Annotated in this window: 18 protein-coding genes; 7 read left to right on the forward strand and 11 right to left on the reverse strand. The window is 53.3% G+C overall.

Features of this window, described 5'->3' with window-relative positions:
- Window positions 1-221 precede the first annotated feature (221 nt).
- Together JM93_RS16725 and JM93_RS16730 are read left to right on the forward strand one after the other, a co-directional pair.
- Window positions 222-650, forward strand: a complete 429-nt coding sequence (locus tag JM93_RS16725; protein ID WP_145345742.1) for a response regulator — start codon at window positions 222-224, stop codon at window positions 648-650.
- A 24-nt stretch (window positions 651-674) separates the two neighbouring features.
- Window positions 675-1,874 carry a sensor histidine kinase gene (locus JM93_RS16730; RefSeq protein WP_145345743.1) on the forward strand — a complete coding sequence of 400 codons (1,200 nt, stop codon included), beginning with the start codon at window positions 675-677 and terminating at the stop codon, window positions 1,872-1,874.
- 41 nt (window positions 1,875-1,915) lie between these two features.
- On the opposite strand, the gene JM93_RS16735 is transcribed toward JM93_RS16730, so the two are convergent.
- Window positions 1,916-3,649, reverse strand: a complete 1,734-nt coding sequence (locus JM93_RS16735) for a putative bifunctional diguanylate cyclase/phosphodiesterase (RefSeq protein ID WP_145345745.1) — start codon at window positions 3,647-3,649, stop codon at window positions 1,916-1,918.
- Between the two features lie 201 nt (window positions 3,650-3,850).
- Between JM93_RS16735 and JM93_RS21990 the strand changes: the two genes are divergently transcribed.
- Window positions 3,851-4,414, forward strand: coding sequence for a helix-turn-helix domain-containing protein (locus tag JM93_RS21990; protein WP_208995235.1), 564 nt, complete (start codon window positions 3,851-3,853; stop codon window positions 4,412-4,414).
- A complete protein-coding gene (locus tag JM93_RS21995) occupies window positions 4,375-5,019 on the forward strand; it encodes a citrate synthase (RefSeq protein WP_208995236.1) in 645 nt (214 codons plus the stop codon). The genes JM93_RS21990 and JM93_RS21995 overlap by 40 nt, the downstream gene beginning before the upstream one ends.
- A gap of 25 nt (window positions 5,020-5,044) precedes the next feature.
- Here the strand turns inward: JM93_RS21995 and JM93_RS16745 are convergent, their stop codons facing one another.
- From JM93_RS16745 to JM93_RS16785, 9 genes are all read right to left on the reverse strand, one after another.
- The gene (locus JM93_RS16745; RefSeq protein ID WP_145345747.1) at window positions 5,045-5,878 is read right to left on the reverse strand and encodes an isocitrate lyase/PEP mutase family protein; all 834 of its coding nucleotides are present in this window, start codon (window positions 5,876-5,878) and stop codon (window positions 5,045-5,047) included.
- 140 nt (window positions 5,879-6,018) lie between these two features.
- Window positions 6,019-6,300 (reverse strand): SCP2 sterol-binding domain-containing protein, encoded by a 282-nt coding sequence (locus JM93_RS16750; protein ID WP_145345749.1) that lies wholly within the window; start codon window positions 6,298-6,300, stop codon window positions 6,019-6,021.
- 114 nt (window positions 6,301-6,414) lie between these two features.
- Window positions 6,415-8,214: an IlvD/Edd family dehydratase gene (locus tag JM93_RS16755; protein WP_145345751.1), complete on the reverse strand. Its 1,800-nt coding sequence runs from the start codon at window positions 8,212-8,214 to the stop codon at window positions 6,415-6,417.
- A gap of 99 nt (window positions 8,215-8,313) precedes the next feature.
- Window positions 8,314-10,035 (reverse strand): ABC transporter ATP-binding protein, encoded by a 1,722-nt coding sequence (locus JM93_RS16760; protein WP_145345753.1) that lies wholly within the window; start codon window positions 10,033-10,035, stop codon window positions 8,314-8,316.
- A 5-nt stretch (window positions 10,036-10,040) separates the two neighbouring features.
- Window positions 10,041-10,952, reverse strand: a complete 912-nt coding sequence (locus tag JM93_RS16765) for an ABC transporter permease (RefSeq protein ID WP_145345849.1) — start codon at window positions 10,950-10,952, stop codon at window positions 10,041-10,043.
- 85 nt (window positions 10,953-11,037) lie between these two features.
- Window positions 11,038-12,012 (reverse strand): ABC transporter permease, encoded by a 975-nt coding sequence (locus JM93_RS16770; RefSeq protein ID WP_145345755.1) that lies wholly within the window; start codon window positions 12,010-12,012, stop codon window positions 11,038-11,040.
- Between the two features lie 63 nt (window positions 12,013-12,075).
- Complete coding sequence (locus JM93_RS16775; protein WP_145345757.1) at window positions 12,076-13,659, reverse strand: ABC transporter substrate-binding protein; 1,584 nt, start codon at window positions 13,657-13,659, stop codon at window positions 12,076-12,078.
- Window positions 13,660-13,789: 130 nt separating this feature from the next.
- Window positions 13,790-14,950, reverse strand: a complete 1,161-nt coding sequence (gene argE, locus JM93_RS16780; RefSeq protein ID WP_244300871.1) for an acetylornithine deacetylase — start codon at window positions 14,948-14,950, stop codon at window positions 13,790-13,792.
- Window positions 14,951-14,988: 38 nt separating this feature from the next.
- Window positions 14,989-16,692, reverse strand: a complete 1,704-nt coding sequence (locus tag JM93_RS16785; RefSeq protein ID WP_208995238.1) for an adenylate/guanylate cyclase domain-containing protein — start codon at window positions 16,690-16,692, stop codon at window positions 14,989-14,991.
- Between the two features lie 175 nt (window positions 16,693-16,867).
- Between JM93_RS16785 and JM93_RS16790 the strand changes: the two genes are divergently transcribed.
- Window positions 16,868-17,227, forward strand: a complete 360-nt coding sequence (locus JM93_RS16790) for an ArsC family reductase (protein WP_145345854.1) — start codon at window positions 16,868-16,870, stop codon at window positions 17,225-17,227.
- Between the two features lie 4 nt (window positions 17,228-17,231).
- Here JM93_RS16790 and JM93_RS16795 read toward each other — a convergent pair whose 3' ends face one another.
- A complete protein-coding gene (locus JM93_RS16795) occupies window positions 17,232-17,648 on the reverse strand; it encodes a YcbK family protein (RefSeq protein ID WP_145345759.1) in 417 nt (138 codons plus the stop codon).
- Between the two features lie 225 nt (window positions 17,649-17,873).
- On the opposite strand from JM93_RS16795, the gene JM93_RS16800 reads away from it, so the two are divergent.
- Both JM93_RS16800 and JM93_RS16805 read left to right on the forward strand, forming a co-directional pair.
- Window positions 17,874-19,196: an aspartate aminotransferase family protein gene (locus JM93_RS16800; RefSeq protein WP_145345760.1), complete on the forward strand. Its 1,323-nt coding sequence runs from the start codon at window positions 17,874-17,876 to the stop codon at window positions 19,194-19,196.
- Window positions 19,193-19,981 carry a beta-keto acid cleavage family enzyme gene (locus JM93_RS16805; RefSeq protein WP_208995240.1) on the forward strand — a complete coding sequence of 263 codons (789 nt, stop codon included), beginning with the start codon at window positions 19,193-19,195 and terminating at the stop codon, window positions 19,979-19,981. Before JM93_RS16800 ends, JM93_RS16805 begins: the two co-directional genes overlap by 4 nt.
- The last annotated feature ends 46 nt before the right edge of the window (window positions 19,982-20,027 follow it).

Here is a 20,027-nt window from a genome sequence, read left to right on the forward strand (position 1 = left end):
TTACGAAAAATGTAATATTCAAAAATAGTGAAATATATATCAATGAATTATTCTGAAAACCAAATTTGTAAATGCGATAATACTGATAATTGGAAATATCTGGAGAATAAATACGAAAATTAACGCTCGAATAATTGAGTCGACGCACTATTGTGGATCAAAGGTTGCAGGTGCGGCGTTTAATATTTCGAGGCTTTAACGTGACAGGTGCCAAGCTTTCAATGACGCCACAGAAAGTCCTGACGGTCGTGTTGATCGATGAAGATGATGACGATGTGTTCTTGATGAAGCGCGCGCTTGCGCGGCTGGATAGCACAGCCCAAGTCACCATAGAGGTCGTCAGTATTCATTCTGGTCTGAGCGCGTTGAGTGATCTCAAGACGTTGCTGGCAAGAGGCATTCGTCCTTATTGCGTGTGCGTCGACACCGATGTGGAGGCTGCGGACAGTATCAACCTTTTGTCGGCCATCAAATGTCAGGGAGAAACCCGCGACCTGCCTCTGGTTGTGCTGACGAGCGGCCAAGAACGAGAACACCAAGTCGCCCGTGCGTTGGGCGCAGATCATGTTTTTACCAAACCGGCGGGTGTCCGAGAGCTGGAAAAGCTGTTTCAAACAATTTTGGCGGGTGGAACGAAATTGGGAACTTAAAAACGGCAATTTAGAGACGAGCTGATGGACGGCACAACAAACCAGCATGCGATAGGGGCATTACAGTCGAGCGCGACTTGGCAACAATTGCCTTTCGCATTCGATGGCCTGAGCGATCTCCTTGTTGCTTCCGCATGTTTGCTCATCAGCCTCGTACTGATTATCGCCGGCAAAAAAGCGGCCCAGCAGGCGAACTCTTATCTTTTCTTTATGTTGGCCAGTTTCTTATTTGCGCTGGCGATAAATTATGCAGCGGGGTTTTTGTCTCTCTGGCACGATGTTTCATCCTTGCGGGTCGTGGCTTCGGCATCGGCGGCAGCAATGTCGCTGGCGTTGGCATTGCTCTGTACCTTGTTTTCTAACCATCTGTCACAAAGTGGCACCGTGTCGGCTCCGGTCTTGCCGGATCGGTATGAAGGACCCTATCTTAAAGCCGCAGTTGCACTTGAAAGACAACAGGATTTGAACGTTCGCCTCACTGCGGATCTACAACATGCCGAACTGTGCTTGGTAGAAATGCGTCAGGAAGTCGAGTGGTTGTCAAAGGTTATTGGGGACCTGAACAGGCATCAGAGGAGACTTATTGGATGCGACCTCCGCAAAATGATTGGCTTTGCGGAAGTGTTCGAGCAGGCGATGTTGGAACAAAACAACGAAGAAGCTGCATACGCCAAGGTGCGTTTGCGCCGGATTATTGGCGAGGCACGAACTGCACTTGATCGTTCTGTCTATGATACCTCGATCGAGGATAGTGCAGGCATGTCAAGCCAAACTGATCTGGGTACCGCCCTTGCCCATGTGACGGAGTTTTTTGCTGACCGGTTAGCAGACCAGAACGTCGAACTGGTGTCCGACCTGAAAGTGCCAAAAATTATTGGAGACTCGCGGGTGATCAACCACGTGTTTGTCATTGGCATCTCTGGGATATTGCAGGCATCCAAATCCGAGTTTCCCCGTAAAATCGCGGTTCGAAGTAGGCAGGAAGCCTACCGAACTCGAATTACGGTTGCTGATGTGCCGGTGTTTACAGCCCCTTTGGTTGAAGCGGCAGACAAGGAAAGCAATAGCGGACAAGCGCAATTCCGAGAGGACCTGAAGACAGCGCTCCAGCCCGCCATCTCATTAATGGGCTGGCAGTGCTCGGTATCAAGCTTTGAGAATTTAGGGACAACGCTCACGATTGATATCGCAAACACGTCAAACCGCGATGTAGATGCCGCTTAGGTGCCGACAATAGGAGGATCAATGATCCCATGTTGATTGTGCTATCCGGCCTGCTGTAGATCGATCACACGGGCGCTCGTCATTTCCTCCGGCTTTCCCAAAAAGTACCCTTGGCCGAAGTTGACCCCGAGCGTTTTGACGAGCTCCCATTGGCTCTGTGTTTCGATGCCCTTCACCAGTACGGTTTTTTCCAGCGCCTCAGCCATTTTCAAGATGCCGGTAAGATACTTGACCTTTTCGGCCGATACCCTCTCTTCCGTGCGCTTAAATGGTTGGATTTTCAGCACATCAATCGGGAGGTCCAGGAGGTCGGATAAGACAAATTTTCCCTGCCCGAAATTGTCCAGAGCAGTGATGAAGCCGGTAGCAGATAGCCGGTGCACGAAATCCCGGCCGCGATCAGGCAGGCGCGCCAAATCGTTCTCGCTCAGATCAAGCTCAATCTGTTGAGGTGCGATTGACATTCGTTCAACGTATTCGGAAATCTGATCAATGATCGAACTACCGTTCGCCTTGGTCAGCGACACATTGACCGTCAAGGTGCAGTCAGCGACGTTTCGCGCGGTTTCTTTCGGGTTGATATGAGCGAATTCTGCCACGGCTCGCTCGAACAGCCAGGCATTGAAGCCGGCTTCCACGCGAAGATCGCGAACCCACTGAATGATTTCGTCGGTTCCGATATCATACTTTGTGTGAGGCCAGCGGCACAGGGCCTCAACTCCGCGCAAGCTGCTGTCGCATGTTCGCAGAATTTTCTGGTAACTCAGCGACAGTTCACCGCGGCCGATAGCTTCCGGAAGCTCGGATTTAAGCTCCGACGCCCGGTCGAAGGCTTCTTGATAGCTATTGGTGTAGTGCCTGAACTTTGATTTGCCGTCTTTTTTTGCTTGGTATAATGCGTCATCTGCCTGGCGGAGAAGTTCTTCCGGATCCGTTGTGGTGGTGGGGCAATGGGCAAGTCCAATCGAAGGCGCCGCATCAATCTGAAGGCCATCGATTTCAATCGGCTCTTTGAGCATTTTGAGGACAATTCCCGCGACTTTTAAAGCATCATGTTGCGTGATTTGCGGCAAAAGCACCACCAGCTCATCACCACCGAGTCGGCCGCAATGATCGGTTTTCCGGCATGTCGACTGCAAGCGCGTCGCGTAGGTTCTCAGAACCGCGTCGCCGACTTCGTGACCATAACGGTCATTGATTTCCTTAAAATGATCAATGTCGATATAGAGCAAGGCGCATTCCTGCCCATATCGCTGCGCTGACAGAACTGTATGGGTCAGCCTGTCCATAAACAAGCCGCGGTTTAGCAGCCCGGTCAAAGGGTCATTATGGGCCAAAGCCAGCATTTGTTGCTGTAGTTGGACGGTTTCGATCGCATATTGGATCGTGCGTAACAGTGTTCTGGCAGTTATTTCGCTTTTAAGCAGATAGTCCTGCGCGCCAGCTTTTAGCATCTCTTTCGCGACGTCGACGGTGTCATGCTTCGAAATTGCAATGACCGCGGGGGTCTGGTGTGCGAATTGGCTTTTCAGGGTTTTTAGGAAATTTAACGCCTTTCCATCATCGAGCTCGTATTCGAGCAAACAGCAAATCGGTTCGTGCAGAGCAATTAATTCAAGAGCCTCGCGCGCGCCGGAAGCTTCAATGATTTCCGTAAATATGTCTTTGTAATTTGCAAGAATTTCACAGTACCGGGCACGGTCTGCCTGCTCATTGTCGATAATGAGAACCGACCCAAGCGCGGTATCTTTTGTTTCATGGGCCGGTTGATTCAAAATTATGATGTCCTTTCAAAAGGCATGCACGTGCCTAACGGAGAACACCACCTTAAATACATAAAACTGAAAAAACACTAAAGCAAATTGTTTGAAAATACTTGGTATCTATATCAATCGCACGAGCCAGTGGAGGCCAGGTCAAGTGATAAGGAATGGGCCTCATTGCATCGATCAATGTTGATCCATACGAATAGTCGAATGACAACACCGGTTTTTCTCTCTGCCAAAGAGGCAGCCACGGAACTCGGCGTGCAGCCGGCAACACTGTACGCCTATGTGAGCAGGGGTCTGATCCGCTCAGAACCCGGGCCAGGCAAACAAAAAAAATACTTCGCGGCCGATGTCCGCCGCTTGCAGGAGCGCAGGGAAGTTGGAGATCTTGCGGACCCAAGGCCATTGACGGGCGCGGGTGTTTTGGAGACGCGGCTGACCCTTATCACCGAAAAAGGGCCGCATTACCGTGGGCAGCTGGCAACGGAGCTTGCCCGAACGTCGAGCCTTGAGAGCGTTGCGACGCTCCTCTGGAGATCGGAAGATGACCCGTTTGACGCAAATTGCCCCAATGACCCGGAGTCGTCACCGGCAACAATCGGTGTGCTTGACCGGTTAATGGCGGCGCTGGCCAATTGGCCAAGCCAAGACAAGGCCGCATACACACTCTCACAAACCTTGCTGCAAAAAAAGGTGCTGCTCTTGTGCGTTACGGGCTCGGCGCGTTGCTTATGCGCCCAGTTTCTTCCGATCCCATCCACACGCAAATAGCCAATGCGTGGCAAGCGCCAGCCAACGCAAAAAACGTATTGCGGGCCGCGCTTGTCCTGTCTGCCGATCATGAATTCAACACAAGTACGTTCGCGACGCGCTGTGCAGCGTCGACCCGAGCGCCATTGCATGCTGCTCTGCTATCGGGCCTGGGGGCGTTCATGGGTCCACGTCATGGGGCTTCGTCCGACCGGGTCAGTGGCTGGTTGTGGGAGGTCAAAGATCCAAAGGATGTTGAGCGCGTATTGACAGCCCGTTTGACCCGGGGTGATGGTCTGCCCGGCTTTGGTCACCAGATTTACAAATCCGGAGATCCTCGCGCGGACTGCCTTTTAGATATGATCATGGCATTTGGCCGTGATAGCCCGTTTTTGGAGGTGATTCCGGAATTGCGTGCCCAAGGCCAAGCCTTGTTTGGATTGTCTCCGAACATTGATTTCGCGCTCGCTTCTGCGCAGCGTACATTTAATTTTCCTCAAGATGCCGGAAAAGTGCTGTTTTGCACGGGCAGGATGGTCGGTTGGATTGCGCATGCTTTGGAACAGTATGAGACCAATGCGCAGATCCGGCCGCGTGCAACTTACATCGGAGACCGCCCACGTTGAGCCTTACTATTGACGGGCCAAAAAATCAGGGGCGTGATTTGAGGAAAGGGTCAAACTCCGAAAATCCGGCTGCCCGGTCGAAGCATCCGAATGACCCGCCATCCTTCATGTCTTCGGCAGCGGCTATAAAAGCACCGTAGGCCACACGGGCCAGTCCTGAACCGATCGAAACCCTGGCAACGCCCATGTCAGCCAGTTCTTTGCGCGTCATATGAAAATTCTTCCGGCCGGCCAGGATATTTATCGGCGCGTCGATGGCATGTAACACGGCCTCAATTTTGGATTTTTCATAGAGTTCGGGGGCGTAGATGCAATCTGCGCCGGCGTTTTTGAAAGCCTTGAGCCGCCTGATCGTCTCCTGAAGATCGTGATCTGAATGAACCGAACCTTCGCTCCGCGCTGTTAAAACAAAATCCGGGGCCTTTCGGTTTTTCAGGTCGACCGCTGCCTTGATCCTCTCGACCGCAAGGTCGAGCTCGTAGTAGGGCTGCTTTGGGTCAGTTGTGTAGTCTTCAATTGAACAACCGGACAGTCCCACATTGATGGCGCCCTGGACAGTCTCCACTACAGCGTCAGGCGTATCACCGAAGCCATTTTCGAGGTCACCATTTACCGGGAGGTTGGTCGCTGCCACGATGTCTTCGGCGTGCGCCAGAGCAATATCCCGACTGATCCAACCCTCCGCGTCTTTACATCCGATGCTAAAAGCGTGGCCTGCGCTCGTGGTTGCTAGGGCTTCGAACTGCAGGCCTTCCAGAATGCGTGTGGTTCCGGCGTCGAAGGGATTGGGCATCAAAAACGCACGCTTTTCGGCGTGCAATGCCTTGAAGCGCTCTCTGCGCATGTCTATCGAGATCATCCTTACCTCCCAGGCATTTGATCATTTGTTCCATGATGCCCAGATCTCAGACAAAACGATACTCCGTCACTTGAACACAGACGTGAAAAAAGCGCCGATCGATTCACCGGCGCTTCAATAAAAATCATCAAGTGTGATGCTTACACGATGCTGCCAAGCTTCATTGCGACACTCATGTCGCCATCGACTTTCATCTTTCCGCCCATGAACGCAGCCGTCGGGTTCAGGTCTCCCGAGAGCATGTCGCTCATGTCCTCTGCTGACATCGTAATCGTGCAGTCGGCGTCCGCGTCCTCGTTGGAGACGTTTGAGCCCTGAATGAAAATCTTCCCAGTGTCGCCGAGATCGAATTTGACGCTTTCATCAATGCCGCCGCCGGATACTTTTTCGCGGACACTTTCTGTAAGTTGTTCCAAGGACATTGTGTTCTCCCTAAATGTGAGGCGATCAGCCCCGTTCCCGTGTTTGAAGCATGCCGCTTACGTAATCGTCAAGTATAATTGGTCGGTGCAGAAATTTGTTTGCATTGCTGGGCCTTAGTGATTGTCCCGTGGAATCCCGCGTGTATGAGCGATGTCCTGGTATTTTTCGGCGGGTTCTAGGATCATTCCGCGATCATATTGACCAACGATTGACCGCTGAATTTCCTGCCAGGGCGTCTGGCTATCCACATAATTGTAGCCTCCGCGCGCAACCAGTTCTTCACGCCGGGCCAGGAGTTCGTCCTCCGAAATGAGGATGTTGGCTGTCCCTTTGTTCAAATCAATCCGGACGCGATCTCCGGTCCGTAGCAAGGCAAGTCCGCCCATGGCTGCCGCTTCGGGCGAGGCGTTCAGTATTGACGGAGAGCCGGAAGTGCCGGATTGCCGGCCATCGCCGATGCAAGGTAACGCATGAATGCCTCGTTTGATCAGCGCTGCCGGAGGTTGCATGTTCACCACTTCAGCCGCACCGGGATACCCGATCGGCCCTGCGCCACGAATGAACAACAGGCAATGTTCATCGATTTCAAGATCCGGATTGTCGATATTGTCGTGATAGTGTTCTGGTCCATCAAACACCACTGCCCTGCCTTCGAAGGCATCGGGGTCGTTCGGATCGGACAGATACCTGTTTCTGAACTCATCCGAGATAACGCTGGTTTTCATGATGGCGCTGTCAAAAAGATTGCCCTTGAGGTTCAAAAAGCCGGCCTTTTCCTTCAGTGGAGAGCCATAGGTTTTGATTACGTCCGGCAGTGCGATCTGCCGGTCCGCGCAGTTCTCACCGATTGATCGGCCATTGGCCGTGAGAGCGCCGGGATGCGGTAATTTACCGGCCCTTATCAGTTCGGCAACAACGGCCGGGACGCCGCCGGCATGATAATAGTCCTCGCCGAGATAGTCGCCCGCCGGCTGCAAGTTGACCAGCAAAGAAATATCATGACCGATTTGCTGCCAATCGTCATTGTCGAGCGCTATTCCAAGATGTCGCGCAATTGCGTTGAGATGGATAGGCGCATTGGTTGACCCGCCGATGGCCGAATTCAGAACGATTGCATTTTCGAAAGACTCGCGGGTCATGATGTCAGACGGCTTGAGGTCCTGTTCAACCATCTCGACGATGCGTCTTCCAGTCTCGTAGGAGATCTGACCTCTTTCTCGATAAGGTGCAGGTATTGCAGCGGATCCGGGAAGCTGCATTCCAAGGCCCTCCGCCAGTGAATTCATGGTTGTCGCCGTGCCCATCGTATTGCAATAGCCAACCGATGGGGCCGACGAGGCCACCAGCTCCATGAAACCTTCATAGTCGATTTCGCCTGCCGCGAGCATTTGGCGGGCCTTCCAGACAATTGTGCCCGATCCTGTGCGCTCGCCTTTATGCCATCCGTTGAGCATCGGCCCGACGGACAGGGCAATTGCCGGGATATTGACCGTTGCCGCGGCCATCAGGCAGGCCGGTGTGGTTTTGTCACAGCCAATTGTGAGCACCACGCCGTCAATCGGATAGCCATATAGCAGCTCGACCAATCCGAGATAGGCAAGATTGCGGTCGAGTCCCGCAGTCGGCCGCTTTCCGGTCTCTTGGATCGGGTGAACCGGAAACTCGAAGCAAATACCGCCTGCGTCTCGAATGCCTTCGCGCACACGTTTTGCAAGTTCTATGTGGTGGCGATTGCACGGAGAAAGGTCCGAGCCGGTTTGCGCAATGCCAATGATTGGCTTGCCGGACTGCAGCTCATCCCGGGTGATACCGTAGTTGAGATAGCGTTCAATGTAGAGCGCGGTCATGCCCGGATTGTCGTGATTGTTAAACCAGGCCGACGAGCGATACTTGCGATCCGGTTCAGAGGACATGCGGTTCTCCCAACAGTTCTTTTTTGCCGCAAGCGGGATGCTTCGACTACGGCAGTTTGGATTTCATCTTCGGTTTTTCACCTGAACCGTTTGCCGGATTTATGCGGTTTCGATGTTTGCCCGCGACAGCAACTCCATCGAAGGCATGAGCTTTAAAAGGTGCCGGGTATAGTCGTGTTGAGGCGATTCAAAAAGCGTGTCGCAATCTGCAACTTCACACAATTCGCCGTTCTTCATGACGGCGATGCGATTGCACATTTGGCGGATAACCGCGAGATCATGGCTTATGAACATCATGGTTAGTCCGAGCTCGTCCTGAAGGTCTTTGAGCAAGTTTAGAATTTGCGCCTGGATCGAAACGTCAAGGGCGGATGTGGGTTCATCGCACAGCAAGAAGCGTGGCCGTGTCGCGAGTGCCCGCGCGATGGAGATACGCTGGCGCTGGCCGCCGGAAAACTCATGCGGAAACTTTTTTCCTGCGGCTGCACCGAGGCCGACATGGTCCAGAAGATCCTCCACAATTTGACGGACTTCTGAGTTGCTGGAAGCAAGCCGGTGAAACTTGATCGGTTCTGCAATGATATCCCGGACCCGCATACGTGCATTTAGCGAGGAATAGGGGTCTTGAAATATCATTTGCATTTGCCGGCGCATGGCCAGAATTTGCCGCCGGTTGGTGAGGCTTGTGAGGTCGGTTCCCGCAAATCGGATGGTTCCGGCTGTAGGATGATAAAGCCCAGTGATGATGCGGGCGATTGTGGACTTTCCCGATCCGCTTTCGCCAACAACACCAAATGTTTCACCTTCTTTTATGTCGAAGCTAACGGCTTTGACTGCGTCGAAGTGTTTCCGCCTCGACGGGATCAGAGATCCCTTGACTTCAAACCGCATGGTTAGATCTTCAATTTCGACGAGTGGACCGTCAGTTTTTGTGTAGTCGCGTGTTTGGCCAAGCCAGTGTGTAGCAATGTCGATTTGCTTAGCCGGTTTGCCAGCCTTTTCGATGTAGTCAACAACAGGAAACCGTTCGACGCGCACATCGGGTCGTGGCACCGCGGAAATCAAGCTTTGTGTGTAGCGGTGTTGAGGTGCTCCAAGGACCTGATGCGTCTCGCCATATTCAACCAGTTTGCCATGATACATGACGGCGACATGGTCCGTGATGTCTGCGATCACTCCCATATCGTGCGTGATGACCATCATCGCAACGTTACGGTCCGCGCAAAGCCTCTTCATCAGTTCGAGAATTTGTGCCTGGATAGACACGTCCAGTGCGGTCGTTGGCTCATCGGCGATAACCAGCTCGGGTTCGGCACAAAGAGCAAGGGCAATGACCACCCGCTGGCGCATGCCGCCAGAGAATTGATGCGGATATTGCGAAATACGCTCGGACGGATTGGGTATTCCAACCGCATCTATCAACTCGATTGCCCGGGCCCTTGCCTGAGAAGAGGATAACGGCAAGTGCGTCCGGATCGTCTCGACAAGCTGCGACTCGACGGTTTGGAGCGGGTCCAAAGATGTCAGCGGATCCTGAAAGATCATACCAATCTTGCGGCCGCGAATATGCCGTTTTTGCTTTTCAGGCAATGTGTCGATTCGGTCGTCATGCAGACGGATCTCGCCTTGCGCGATCCGCCCGGGCTCCTGAAGCAACCCGATCACGGCGTTCCCAACGGTGGACTTTCCGGCCCCGGACTCGCCTACGACACCAAGTATCTTTCCGGCTTCCACCTCCAGATGAACGCCTTGAACGGCGACAAATGTTGATTTTCGGCCCGGGAATTCGACCTTGAGATCACGAATATCCAATACGCTCATGGTCGTCACCGCAGTTTCGGATTAAGGGCGTCGCGCAACCAGTCGCCCAGTAAATTGACGTTCAGGACCAACAGAGCCAAGGCTAAGCCGGGAAAAATCGCGATCCACCATTCACCCGAATAGAGAAAATCATTGCCGATGGCGATAAGCGTACCAAGCGAAGGCTGGGTCGGCGGCATGCCAACGCCGAGGAACGAAAGCGTTGCTTCTGTCACAATGGCCAGGGCCAGATTGATGGTTGCGATAACCAACACAGGGCCGGTCACATTCGGCAGGATATGACGCACCATTATGATGATGGACGGGATACCGATCACGCGCGCCGCCTGCACATATTCCTTGTTTTTTTCGACCATGGTCGATCCGCGAACGGTTCGCGCATATTGGACCCAAAATGACAGGGCGAGCGCAAAAATAAGGATCCAGAAAGAAAAGACTTCGCGGTCGAGCGAGCCGAAGATACCCCGTGCAGCACCGTCGATCAAAAGGGCAATCAGAATGGCCGGGAATGTGAGCTGGACATCGGCGATCCGCATGATGACGGCATCAACTCGTCCGCCCATGTAGCCGGCCACCAGCCCGAGCGAAATTCCGATGATCGCAGCCGCTATGACAGAACAGAACCCGACTATAAGCGAAATCCGCATGCCGTAGAAAATTCCGGACAACAGGTCTCTACCCTGATCGTCCGTGCCGAGCAGGAAGCGCGGATCTGCATAGTCCATCCAAATCGGCGGTACACGCGCATCGAGAATCGAAATAGATGCCAGGTCAAACGGATCATGAGGTGCGATCCACGGTGCCGTGAACGCAAGAATAAAGAACATAAAAGTTCCAATTGCGGCAATAACAGCGACTTTAGAGCGTAGGAAAGAGTGGAGGATATCGCTGTCCATGAACCTGCCGAAAGCCGACATGGTGTCTGGCGCGCCGGTATCACGATCGGTTGCAATCACGCTTTCAGTTTGTTTTTCGGAGACATCAGACATGGTGCACGCCTCCCTATGCCCGTTCCACCCGCAGCCGCGGGTCGATCAAAAAATAAAGGATATCAACGATGAAGTTGATGCTAACGAATAAAAATGCGGTAAGCAGCAGATAGGCTGACATGATCGGGATATCGACGTTCTGCACGGCCTGAAGGAACATCAAACCCATGCCAGGCCATTGGAACACCGTTTCCGTAATCGTCGCAAAAGCGATGATTGCGCCCAATTGGAGCCCGGTGATGGTTATCACCGGGATGAGTGTGTTTTTCAACGCGTGTCGGAAGTGCACCAGCCTGTCCGGCAACCCGCGTGCGCGGGCAAATTTAATATAGTCGGTTCTGATGACTTCCAGCATCTCAGCGCGGATCAAACGCATGATCAAGGTCATCTGATAAAGCCCCAGAGTGATCGACGGAAGGATCAGCGCCTTTAGACCTGAGACAGTCAGAAAGCCGGTTGTCCACCAGCCACCAATTTGAACCGTTTCGCCTCTGCCGAAGCTTGGCAGCCATTGCAGATTCACCGAAAACACGAAAATTAAGAGGATGCCGATCAGGAATGTTGGCAAAGAGATGCCCACCAGAGATACGGACAGAAACAGTTTTGAAACCGCGGACTCCCTGTTCAACCCGGCATATACCCCCATTGGGATCCCGACAATCAGTGCAAAAAGGGCCGATACGAAACTCAATTCAAGTGTTGCAGGAATACGTTTTGCAAAGAGGTCCGAGACCGGTTGCCGGAATTGGTAGGAGGTTCCGAAATCGAACTGCGCTGCGTTTGAAATGAAACGCCAGAATTGAACAGGAACCGGGTCATTGAGACCCAGGCTTTCCCGCAACGCTTCGCGTTGCTCAAGCGATGTCTCGACACCAACCATCTGATTTACGGGATCGCCAACGAAGCGGAAGAGCGTGAAGGCCAAAAGTGCCACCACGAGCATAACAATCATGGCCTGCACGAGCCGGCGCATGGCAAATCCAAGCATGTTTGCCCTTATGTGTTCTTATTTGTAAGAGCCGACCCTCTCGAAAGAGAGGGTCGGTGTTTTTTAGTTCTTCGTTACAAAGCGGAACTTAAACTGGTTGTCAGCTCGCTGAACCAATTCGAGTTTATCTGAAACACCCCAGGCAAGCCCCTGCTGATGCAAGGGTATATGGGATACTTCGTCATTGGCAATCGCGTAGGCTTGATAGATGAGTTCATCCCGGATTTCGGGATCGTTTTCACTCAAGATTTTGTCTTTCAGAGCATCAACCTCCGCATTGCAATATCCGCCGAGATTGAATGCGCCACCCGCGCCAGAATCGTCGCGGCATTGCACGAGGTTTTCAAGGATATTCCAGCTGTCAAATGAGCCTGGCGTCCAGCCAAGCAGATAAAAAGAAGTGTCGTATCCACCGGATGCCAAGACTTTTGCGAAGTATTTGGCCTTGGGCTGTGCGACCAAATCCACCTTTACGTTGATCCTGGCAAGCATTGCCGCGACAGCCTGGCAAATGGCCTCGTCGTTGACATACCGGTCGTTCGGGCAATCCATGCTCACAGTAAAGCCATCCGGATAACCTGCTTCACTCATCAGCGCTTTCGCAGCGTCCACATCGTATGGATAGCGTTCGAATTCGTCAGCCCGTCCATAAAGAAACGGCGAGATCAGAAGCGATGCCGGCGTTGCCAAGTCGCGCATGACCTTGGCTTTGATCGCCTCAATATCAATGGCCTGGTAGAAGGCTTTGCGAACGCGGATGTCTTTGAACGGGTTTTTACCCTTCACGTCGGAATAGAGCAACTCGTCGCGCATTTGGTCCATGCCGAGATGTATCGTGCGAAGTTCCGGGCCGGTCAACGCCCGCGTCCCGGAGTTGCTGTCAACGCGTTTAATGTCCTGCACCGGAACTGGATAAACCATGTCCAGTTCTCCCGAAAGAAGAGCGGCAACGCGGGTTGCATCGGACCCAATCGGGGTAAATTCGACACTCGTCAAGTTGTGCGGCGCATCATCCCACCAGCCGTCAAAGGTCTCATAGACCGTTTTGACACCCGGTTCATGGCTCACGATTTTGAACGGCCCGGTTCCGTTAGCGTTAAGTGCAGCGTAATTCGGTGTGGTATCGGACGCGGATGTTACTTTCACAGCGTCGTTTTCTTCGGTCCATTCCTTATCCATGATGTAAAATGTGTCCCATTCATAATGCAGAATGGGATTTGGACCGGGTAGGACGAAATCGATCGTGTGGTCATCGACGATCTCCACCGTGACCTCGGATCCGATACGGGTCAGAAGGTCAGACCCTTCGGAACGAACCCGTTCCACGGAAAACGCAACATCCTCTGCCGTGAAGTCGTTGCCATTGTGAAACTTCACCCCTTCGCGGAGATAAAACCGCCAGCGATTGGGCTCAATCACCTCCCATCGTTCCGCAAGCGCCGGTTCAATCTCAAGGTCTGCACCGCGACGCGTCAACCCTTCATATGCGTTGCCCAAAGCCGACAACGTGAAGGTTTCATTCAGACTGTAGGGGTCAAGCGCGTTGAGCGTCCCCTGGAAGGCAAATTTAAGCGTCTCCGCCTGAGCTGTGTTGGCAGAAACGCATGCAAATGCAGCTGCTGCAGCGACCAATACTCTTTGAGCCATGTGCCCCTCATTTTTAGTGTTGTTGCCTGCCCAATAACGTGCCTGGAAAACCCGCGAGGTTATCCAGTCAGTACACCAAGTTTGAGAGTATCGGGACGTTGTGGCAATAGGTCCGGGGTAAAGAAATGCTCTAATCTGACAGTCGCTGCGTGAGTTTTTTGAGAAAATGGGCACAATCCTGAATCTGCGACACCTCCACATACTCATCGGCTTGGTGTGCCTGGTCAATTGACCCGGGCCCGCACACCACGGTCGAAATGCCGGCATTCTGAAATTGGCCGCCCTCTGTAGCAAAGACAACATGATTTTCTGTGTTGTCGCCGGTCAATGAGCGAACCAGATGTTCAGCCGGCCCGTCCATTTCCGGTTTCAATGCCGGGACGTTGGCGATCTCCTCGAGTTCGATGTCACACATGACGGAAATTCTGCGCATGTCCGGCAAGACGGCGGTGTCGATGAATTGGCGGTAAAGCGCTACCCAGTCCTCTCCGGTTTCTTCCGGCAAAGTTCTGATGTCGGTGGTGAAGTCGCAATATTCGGCGGTGATGTTGTGCGCGCATCCGCCGGAAATCACCCCGCAGTGCAAGGTAGAATATGGAGGATCGAACAGGCAACCTGGTAGAGCTCTTGAGCGGTTTTCTAAGGTTTTGCTGTCCAGCCAGGTGATCAACCGGGCTGCGATTGAGATTGCAGACACTCCTCGGTCCAGCTGGCTAGAGTGTACCGGGAACCCTTTTACCCTTGTTTTCAAAACGATAATGCCCTTGTGGCCGGTCACCGTTTTCATCCCGCTCGGTTCGCCAACAATGGCAAGCTGCGGGAGGGGGCCGACCCTAAGCATATCGGCAATCATGTCCGGCGCGCCGAGGCACCCGACTTCTTCGTCATAAGACAGGGCGATATGGATCGGTTTCCTAAGGTCAGCAGACAGAAAATCCGGTACGGATGCAAGTACAGTCCCGGCAAAACCCTTCATATCGGCCGAGCCACGGCCGAATAGCTTGCCACCTTTTTCACATAAGCGAAATGGATCCGAACACCAGGTCTGGCCTTCAACCGGCACGACATCGGTATGTGCCGAAAGAACCACACCGCCATCGGTCTGTGGCCCAATGAAGGCGTGAAGGGACGCCTTTGTTTTATCGGCATTGTAGACCCGGTGCGCTTCGACGCCGTGGGACGCGAGATAGGCCTCGACAAAGGCAATCAGTTCAAGATTCGACTTGTGGGACACCGTGTCAAAAGCAACGAGTTTTTCGAGCATTGCTTGTGGAGAGTAGATTTCCGGCACGAAGGGCCCCTGCTGTTAGGTGACACTGTTGAGACGGTTCAGGCCGGTACGGCGAGGCCTTCAACATTGTGAAACGAAAAAAACCGCAGCGACTCAGTTTTCCCACGGAGCTTAATTTCTGAAGGCACAACACCCGGCATTTGAATGCCGGCGGCTCGAAGCACGTCTTCCGAGACTGTCATGAAGGTACCGCCGGACTTGTTTTCGGCTTCAAGCCGGCTGGCCGTGTTTACAACATCTCCGAGCGCGGTAATCGACGTTTTTTGGCCTTCGGCGCCGGCCGAACCGATCCGCCCTAGAATAGCAGTACCGGAATGCAGTCCAAGGCCGAATCTCAACCGCTCTGGAAATTGAGGGCCTCTATCCGCGTTGATCGCGTCTTCAACCTCACGGATTTTAATTGTCGCCCGAAGGGCCTGTTTTGCGCCTGTTTCTGCGCCTGTCTCCATGCCGAAAATCGCCATAATGCCATCACCGATGAACTTGTCGACATACCCGCCCTCCGCGCGGATAACCGACGATACGCCGTCCAGATAGCGGTTCAGTAGAAAAACCACATCAAAAGACAGATTGGTTTCAGTTATGCCTGTGAAGTTTCTCAGGTCCACAAACATGATTGTGACAGGTTGTTCAACGCCCCAGTGATAGGCATCACCACTGCCGCCGCGTTCAGCTTCTTTGGTCTGGGATGGCACTAGCGGTTGGATCTCGATGTCGGATTTGGGCCGGATTTGGCAGGCTAGCCGAACACCTTGTCCGGCGCCGATGCGATTTAGGACCATGGCTTCTGACGGTTCGGGCGGCAACAAGTCCTCGCCGCCGGCTTTTACGAGGACACGGCAGGTCGAACATCTGGCGCGTCCGCCGCAGACAGCTGCATGCGGGATCCCGTTGATCCTGCTGATTTCGAGGAGCGACGGGCCGACCGTGCTTTTTAATACGGTGTTGCCCGGGTATGTGACTTTGATGCGCTTGCTAAGAGTACTGGCTGCGATCCGGAAGGCCACCACCAGAATGCTGAGAATAACAAGACCGTAGACAATCGCTAGAACCTGGTAGGCGTTGTCATATAGCCAAGACAGGTGAACATCGGACACTTTCGATGGATAGGTTTTATCTGCTTGTCTGCGTGCACCTTCAATCCAACCCCATAAGGCCAAGAGTGGGAACCCAATGGCAAAGGCAAGCGCGAAGGAACGCACGCGTCGGTACATGGGATAGAGCCTCAACCAAAAATGCAGCCCGATCATGGCGTGCGTCCACACCACAATCAGCAGGATGGATTGCATAAGCGCGCCTTCCGGCCACAGCATATTCAGCATGCGCTCATAGGTTGGCGACAAACCATACGCAGTGTACAGCCCAAGCGTCGCAAACACGTGGGGGGTCAGCGTCCAAGGAATGTAAAGCCCCAGAACGAGCTGGAGAAACTCCCAGATTGGCATTTGGAATGTCCGGCGCTTGGCTGTTCGCCACAAAGCCAGCCCGACATGGGTAAAAGCGGCAAGTGCGAGCACGCTCAACCCAAGCGTATTGTGCCAGATCGCATAGTGGTATTGGGAGCCCAGATCCATCGCTCGCAGCGAGAATATGCCGAGCGCATGATTGGCAAAGTGCGACAGGCAAAAGGCAAACAGCACAAGCCCGCTCCAAAGGCGCAATCGTTGCCGCCAGTTTCCGAGCAAGAAGAAATTCGACAGCCGGTTCCGGATTTGGGTTGTTGCGAGTGAAGCTTGGGGCATGAAAATCGGTCGCGGCCAGTCTGATGTCAATTAATGAGTGTGCACGCCACCCAAACACTTCCGTTGCGCGGTTTCCAAAGGAAATCAAGCCCAAACGCCTTCACGAATGGGAATGAACTTGAAACCCGGGGCAAGTGTTGATGAAACACAAGCAAAACTTGAGAGGTATCTACCCATGATCGTTTACGGGATCAAAAATTGCGACACAGTCAAGAAGGCCCGGAAGTTTTTGGAGGAAGCTGGCATTGAGTACACCTTCCATGATTACAAGAGGGACGGAGTTGATGCCGATAAACTGAGTGGATTTGTCGGAGAGTTTGGGTGGGATACTGTGTTGAATAAGCGTGGCACCACGTGGCGGAAACTTGACGATGAGGTCAAGGAAAGCGTGACTGACGCCGAGAGTGCCATTCAGTTGATGCTAGATAATCCGTCGACGATCAAACGTCCGATCGTCGAAGGCATATCAAAGAACTTTATTGGATTTGACCCTGTATCTTGGGAAACTGCACTCGAGCTTGGTGAGTTGAGATAGCCGCTCACCAGGTGCGGCGTGGGCCGGTATCAATATGATAGTGGCCGGAGGCGTAATACTTATAGCCGCCCACCTCGCGCTGTGCCTTCAAGAATGCAAGCACAGATGACGGGTTGCCGCTAACCGAAAAATCGACGGCCTGGCAGTTGAGGTGGTAGGAATCCTTTGCTCCTCCCTTCCACCAGTTTTCCAGCCACCAGCGCTTGGTCGAGTGCACCTGGACTCTGCCATAGCGCTTGGCGACCCGGTTCAGGACCTTCTTAAGCTTCCGCGGGACACACCAAGACGTATCGTCATAGTTTATTGAACTGTAGGATCCGGTCGCCCAACCAAGGCCCGTCACACCCGCATATGTTCCGCACCCTGCCAGGCTGATACATAGCAGGGCGACGAGGATGGCTTGTTTCGGGCTGCTTCGCATATCCGGCTCTTTTTGGCGGTCTGGCTATGCTCAATAGTTGCTCGAAATTAATTAAAATTGTCATGAAAAAGAAAGTTAATCGCCAACCACTTCTGCGGCGATTTTGGGGCCGCCAGACCAGAATTGGCCCAAAACGGCACTGGAATCGAAAAAAGCAAAGGTGTAGGCATTTTGGGCGCCGGATTCCCGAAACCCAATAGAAAATAGGCCCAAAGGTCCTCAGCCATGTCTCATGTGTTTCCACGCCACACCAAAGCAAATCCTCCGATCGCTGTTGCCGGACAGGGGTGCTATATTTTTGATTCAACTGGAAAAAAGTATTTTGATGGCTCTGGTGGTGCGGCAGTTTCGTGTCTCGGGCATGGTGATCCGGATGTGACCGAAGCCATAAAGGGGCAAATCGACAAGATTGCATTTGCGCATACCGGCTTCTTTACGTCGGAACCAGCCGAAGAGCTTGCGGATATGCTGACCAGGCATGCGCCCGAGGGGCTTGATCGGGTTTATTTTGTGTCCGGCGGGTCTGAGGCAATGGAAGCTGCGCTCAAGCTTGCTCGGCAGTACTATCTGGAAAAAGGCGATACCAAACGCCATCGCGTGATCGCGCGCCGACAGAGTTATCACGGCAACACCCTTGGCGCTCTTGCAACAGGAGGCAATCTGTGGCGCCGGGAGCCTTTTGCACCGATGATGATCCAGACCTCGCACATTGCGCCCTGCTATGAATACCGTGGCCGGGAAGATGGGGAAACAGCCTTCGAATATGGCCAAAGAGTTGCCAACGAACTCGAGGCTGAAATCCAGCGTCTTGGCCCTGAAAATGTAATGGCATTTGTTGCCGAGCCAGTCGTCGGTGCGACCGCAGGCGCCGTTCCGCCCGTCGAGGGATATTTCAAGCGCATCCGGGAAATCTGTACTGCTCACGGCGTGTTGCTCATTCTTGATGAAGTGATGTGTGGGATGGGCCGTACCGGTTCCTTGTTCGCCTGTGAACAGGACGGCGTCACTGCTGACATCCTGTGTATCGCCAAGGGACTTGGTGCCGGATATCAGCCAATCGGGGCCATGCTTTGCTCGCATGACATTTATGAGGCGATCGAAAACGGATCCGGCTTCTTTCAGCACGGCCACACCTATATCGGTCATCCGACGGCTTGTGCGGCAGCTCTTGCCGTTTTGAAAAAACTGACCGGCGAGATTGGGCAACGCGTAACCCCAATGGGAGAAAAACTCGACGCATCTTTACGGGATACCTTTGGTCAGCACGAATATGTCGGAGATATCAGGGGTTGCGGGCTGTTCCGCGGGATTGAGATTGTTGAAGACCGTTCAACAAAACAGCCGTTTGACCCGAAACGCGGGATCAACAAGGCTCTGAAAAGGGCCGCATTTGAAGCGGGCTTGGCCTGCTACCCAATGGGCGGCACAATCGACGGTGTTCAGGGAGATCATATTCTTCTTGCTCCGCCGTTTATTATGACGGGTCAACAGATTGACGAGATAACGGACAAATTGTCGACCGCGTTCCGGGCGGTTTTTAAGTCATGAAACCCGCTGACATCTCAACGCTCCCGAAAATCATGGTCGCGCCCAATGGTGCGCGAAGAACAAAAAATGACCACCCTGCGCTGCCTATGACGGTTCACGAAACGGTGGAAGCCGCCAAAGCCTGCTATAGCGCCGGTGCGACCGGACTTCATGCACATGTGCGTGATAGTACCGGCACACATGTGCTCGATGCGCATCGTTATCTCGACCTGTTGTCGGAAATGAATGCTGCAGTGCCGCAAATGCAGGTTCAAATCACGACTGAAGCTGTTGGAAAATACAGCCCTGGCGATCAGCGCCAGTTGGTTCGTGATGTGGTTCCCAAATCGGTTTCAATCTCCTTGCAAGAGATGCTGTCGGACGGACAACCCGATCGGGCGCATGCGTTTTACAGGTGGGCATTTAAAGCAGGAATTGCGGTGCAGCACATTCTCTACAGCACAGAGGATCTCATGCGATTTTCAGAAATTGCCATCCGAGGAGACATTCCAGGCAATCAACATCAACTGCTGTTTGTGCTGGGACGTTACAGGGCGGATCAACAAAGCGTCGTGTCCGATCTCGATCCCTTTTTGGAAGCACTGCGGTCGGTAGAGGGCAACTGGGCTGCAGACTGGGCGTGCTGCGCTTTCGGAAAGCGGGAAACCGAGTGCCTTGTGTACGCTGTTCAAAACGGTGGCAAGGCCCGGATCGGATTTGAAAACGGCTTGTGGAATCGCAGCGGCGAGCTGGCGCGCGACAATGCCGACCGGGTGAAGGATCTGGTATCCGCGCTCGGAGACTGAAACTTGAATTTGAAAACGCCGGAACCTGAGGGTCGGCGATTTGCGG

The sequence above is a fragment of the Roseibium hamelinense genome, assembly GCF_007830545.1.
Classification (GTDB): domain Bacteria; phylum Pseudomonadota; class Alphaproteobacteria; order Rhizobiales; family Stappiaceae; genus Roseibium; species Roseibium hamelinense.

What these genes read in the sequence shown, in the direction of transcription:
- JM93_RS21990 (WP_208995235.1), top strand. Translation starts at nt 3,851, where the DNA reads ATGACAACACCGGTTTTTCTCTCTGCCAAAGAGGCAGCCACGGAACTC.
- JM93_RS16725 (WP_145345742.1), top strand. Translation starts at nt 222, where the DNA reads ATGACGCCACAGAAAGTCCTGACGGTCGTGTTGATCGATGAAGATGAT.
- JM93_RS16730 (WP_145345743.1), top strand. Translation starts at nt 675, where the DNA reads ATGGACGGCACAACAAACCAGCATGCGATAGGGGCATTACAGTCGAGC.
- JM93_RS16800 (WP_145345760.1), top strand. Translation starts at nt 17,874, where the DNA reads ATGTCTCATGTGTTTCCACGCCACACCAAAGCAAATCCTCCGATCGCT.
- JM93_RS16745 (WP_145345747.1), bottom strand. Translation starts at nt 5,878, where the DNA reads ATGATCTCGATAGACATGCGCAGAGAGCGCTTCAAGGCATTGCACGCC.
- JM93_RS16750 (WP_145345749.1), bottom strand. Translation starts at nt 6,300, where the DNA reads ATGTCCTTGGAACAACTTACAGAAAGTGTCCGCGAAAAAGTATCCGGC.
- JM93_RS16770 (WP_145345755.1), bottom strand. Translation starts at nt 12,012, where the DNA reads ATGCTTGGATTTGCCATGCGCCGGCTCGTGCAGGCCATGATTGTTATG.
- JM93_RS16790 (WP_145345854.1), top strand. Translation starts at nt 16,868, where the DNA reads ATGATCGTTTACGGGATCAAAAATTGCGACACAGTCAAGAAGGCCCGG.
- JM93_RS16805 (WP_208995240.1), top strand. Translation starts at nt 19,193, where the DNA reads ATGAAACCCGCTGACATCTCAACGCTCCCGAAAATCATGGTCGCGCCC.
- JM93_RS16765 (WP_145345849.1), bottom strand. Translation starts at nt 10,952, where the DNA reads ATGTCGGCTTTCGGCAGGTTCATGGACAGCGATATCCTCCACTCTTTC.
- JM93_RS16755 (WP_145345751.1), bottom strand. Translation starts at nt 8,214, where the DNA reads ATGTCCTCTGAACCGGATCGCAAGTATCGCTCGTCGGCCTGGTTTAAC.
- JM93_RS16760 (WP_145345753.1), bottom strand. Translation starts at nt 10,035, where the DNA reads ATGAGCGTATTGGATATTCGTGATCTCAAGGTCGAATTCCCGGGCCGA.
- JM93_RS16795 (WP_145345759.1), bottom strand. Translation starts at nt 17,648, where the DNA reads ATGCGAAGCAGCCCGAAACAAGCCATCCTCGTCGCCCTGCTATGTATC.
- JM93_RS21995 (WP_208995236.1), top strand. Translation starts at nt 4,375, where the DNA reads ATGCGCCCAGTTTCTTCCGATCCCATCCACACGCAAATAGCCAATGCG.
- JM93_RS16785 (WP_208995238.1), bottom strand. Translation starts at nt 16,692, where the DNA reads ATGCCCCAAGCTTCACTCGCAACAACCCAAATCCGGAACCGGCTGTCG.
- JM93_RS16775 (WP_145345757.1), bottom strand. Translation starts at nt 13,659, where the DNA reads ATGGCTCAAAGAGTATTGGTCGCTGCAGCAGCTGCATTTGCATGCGTT.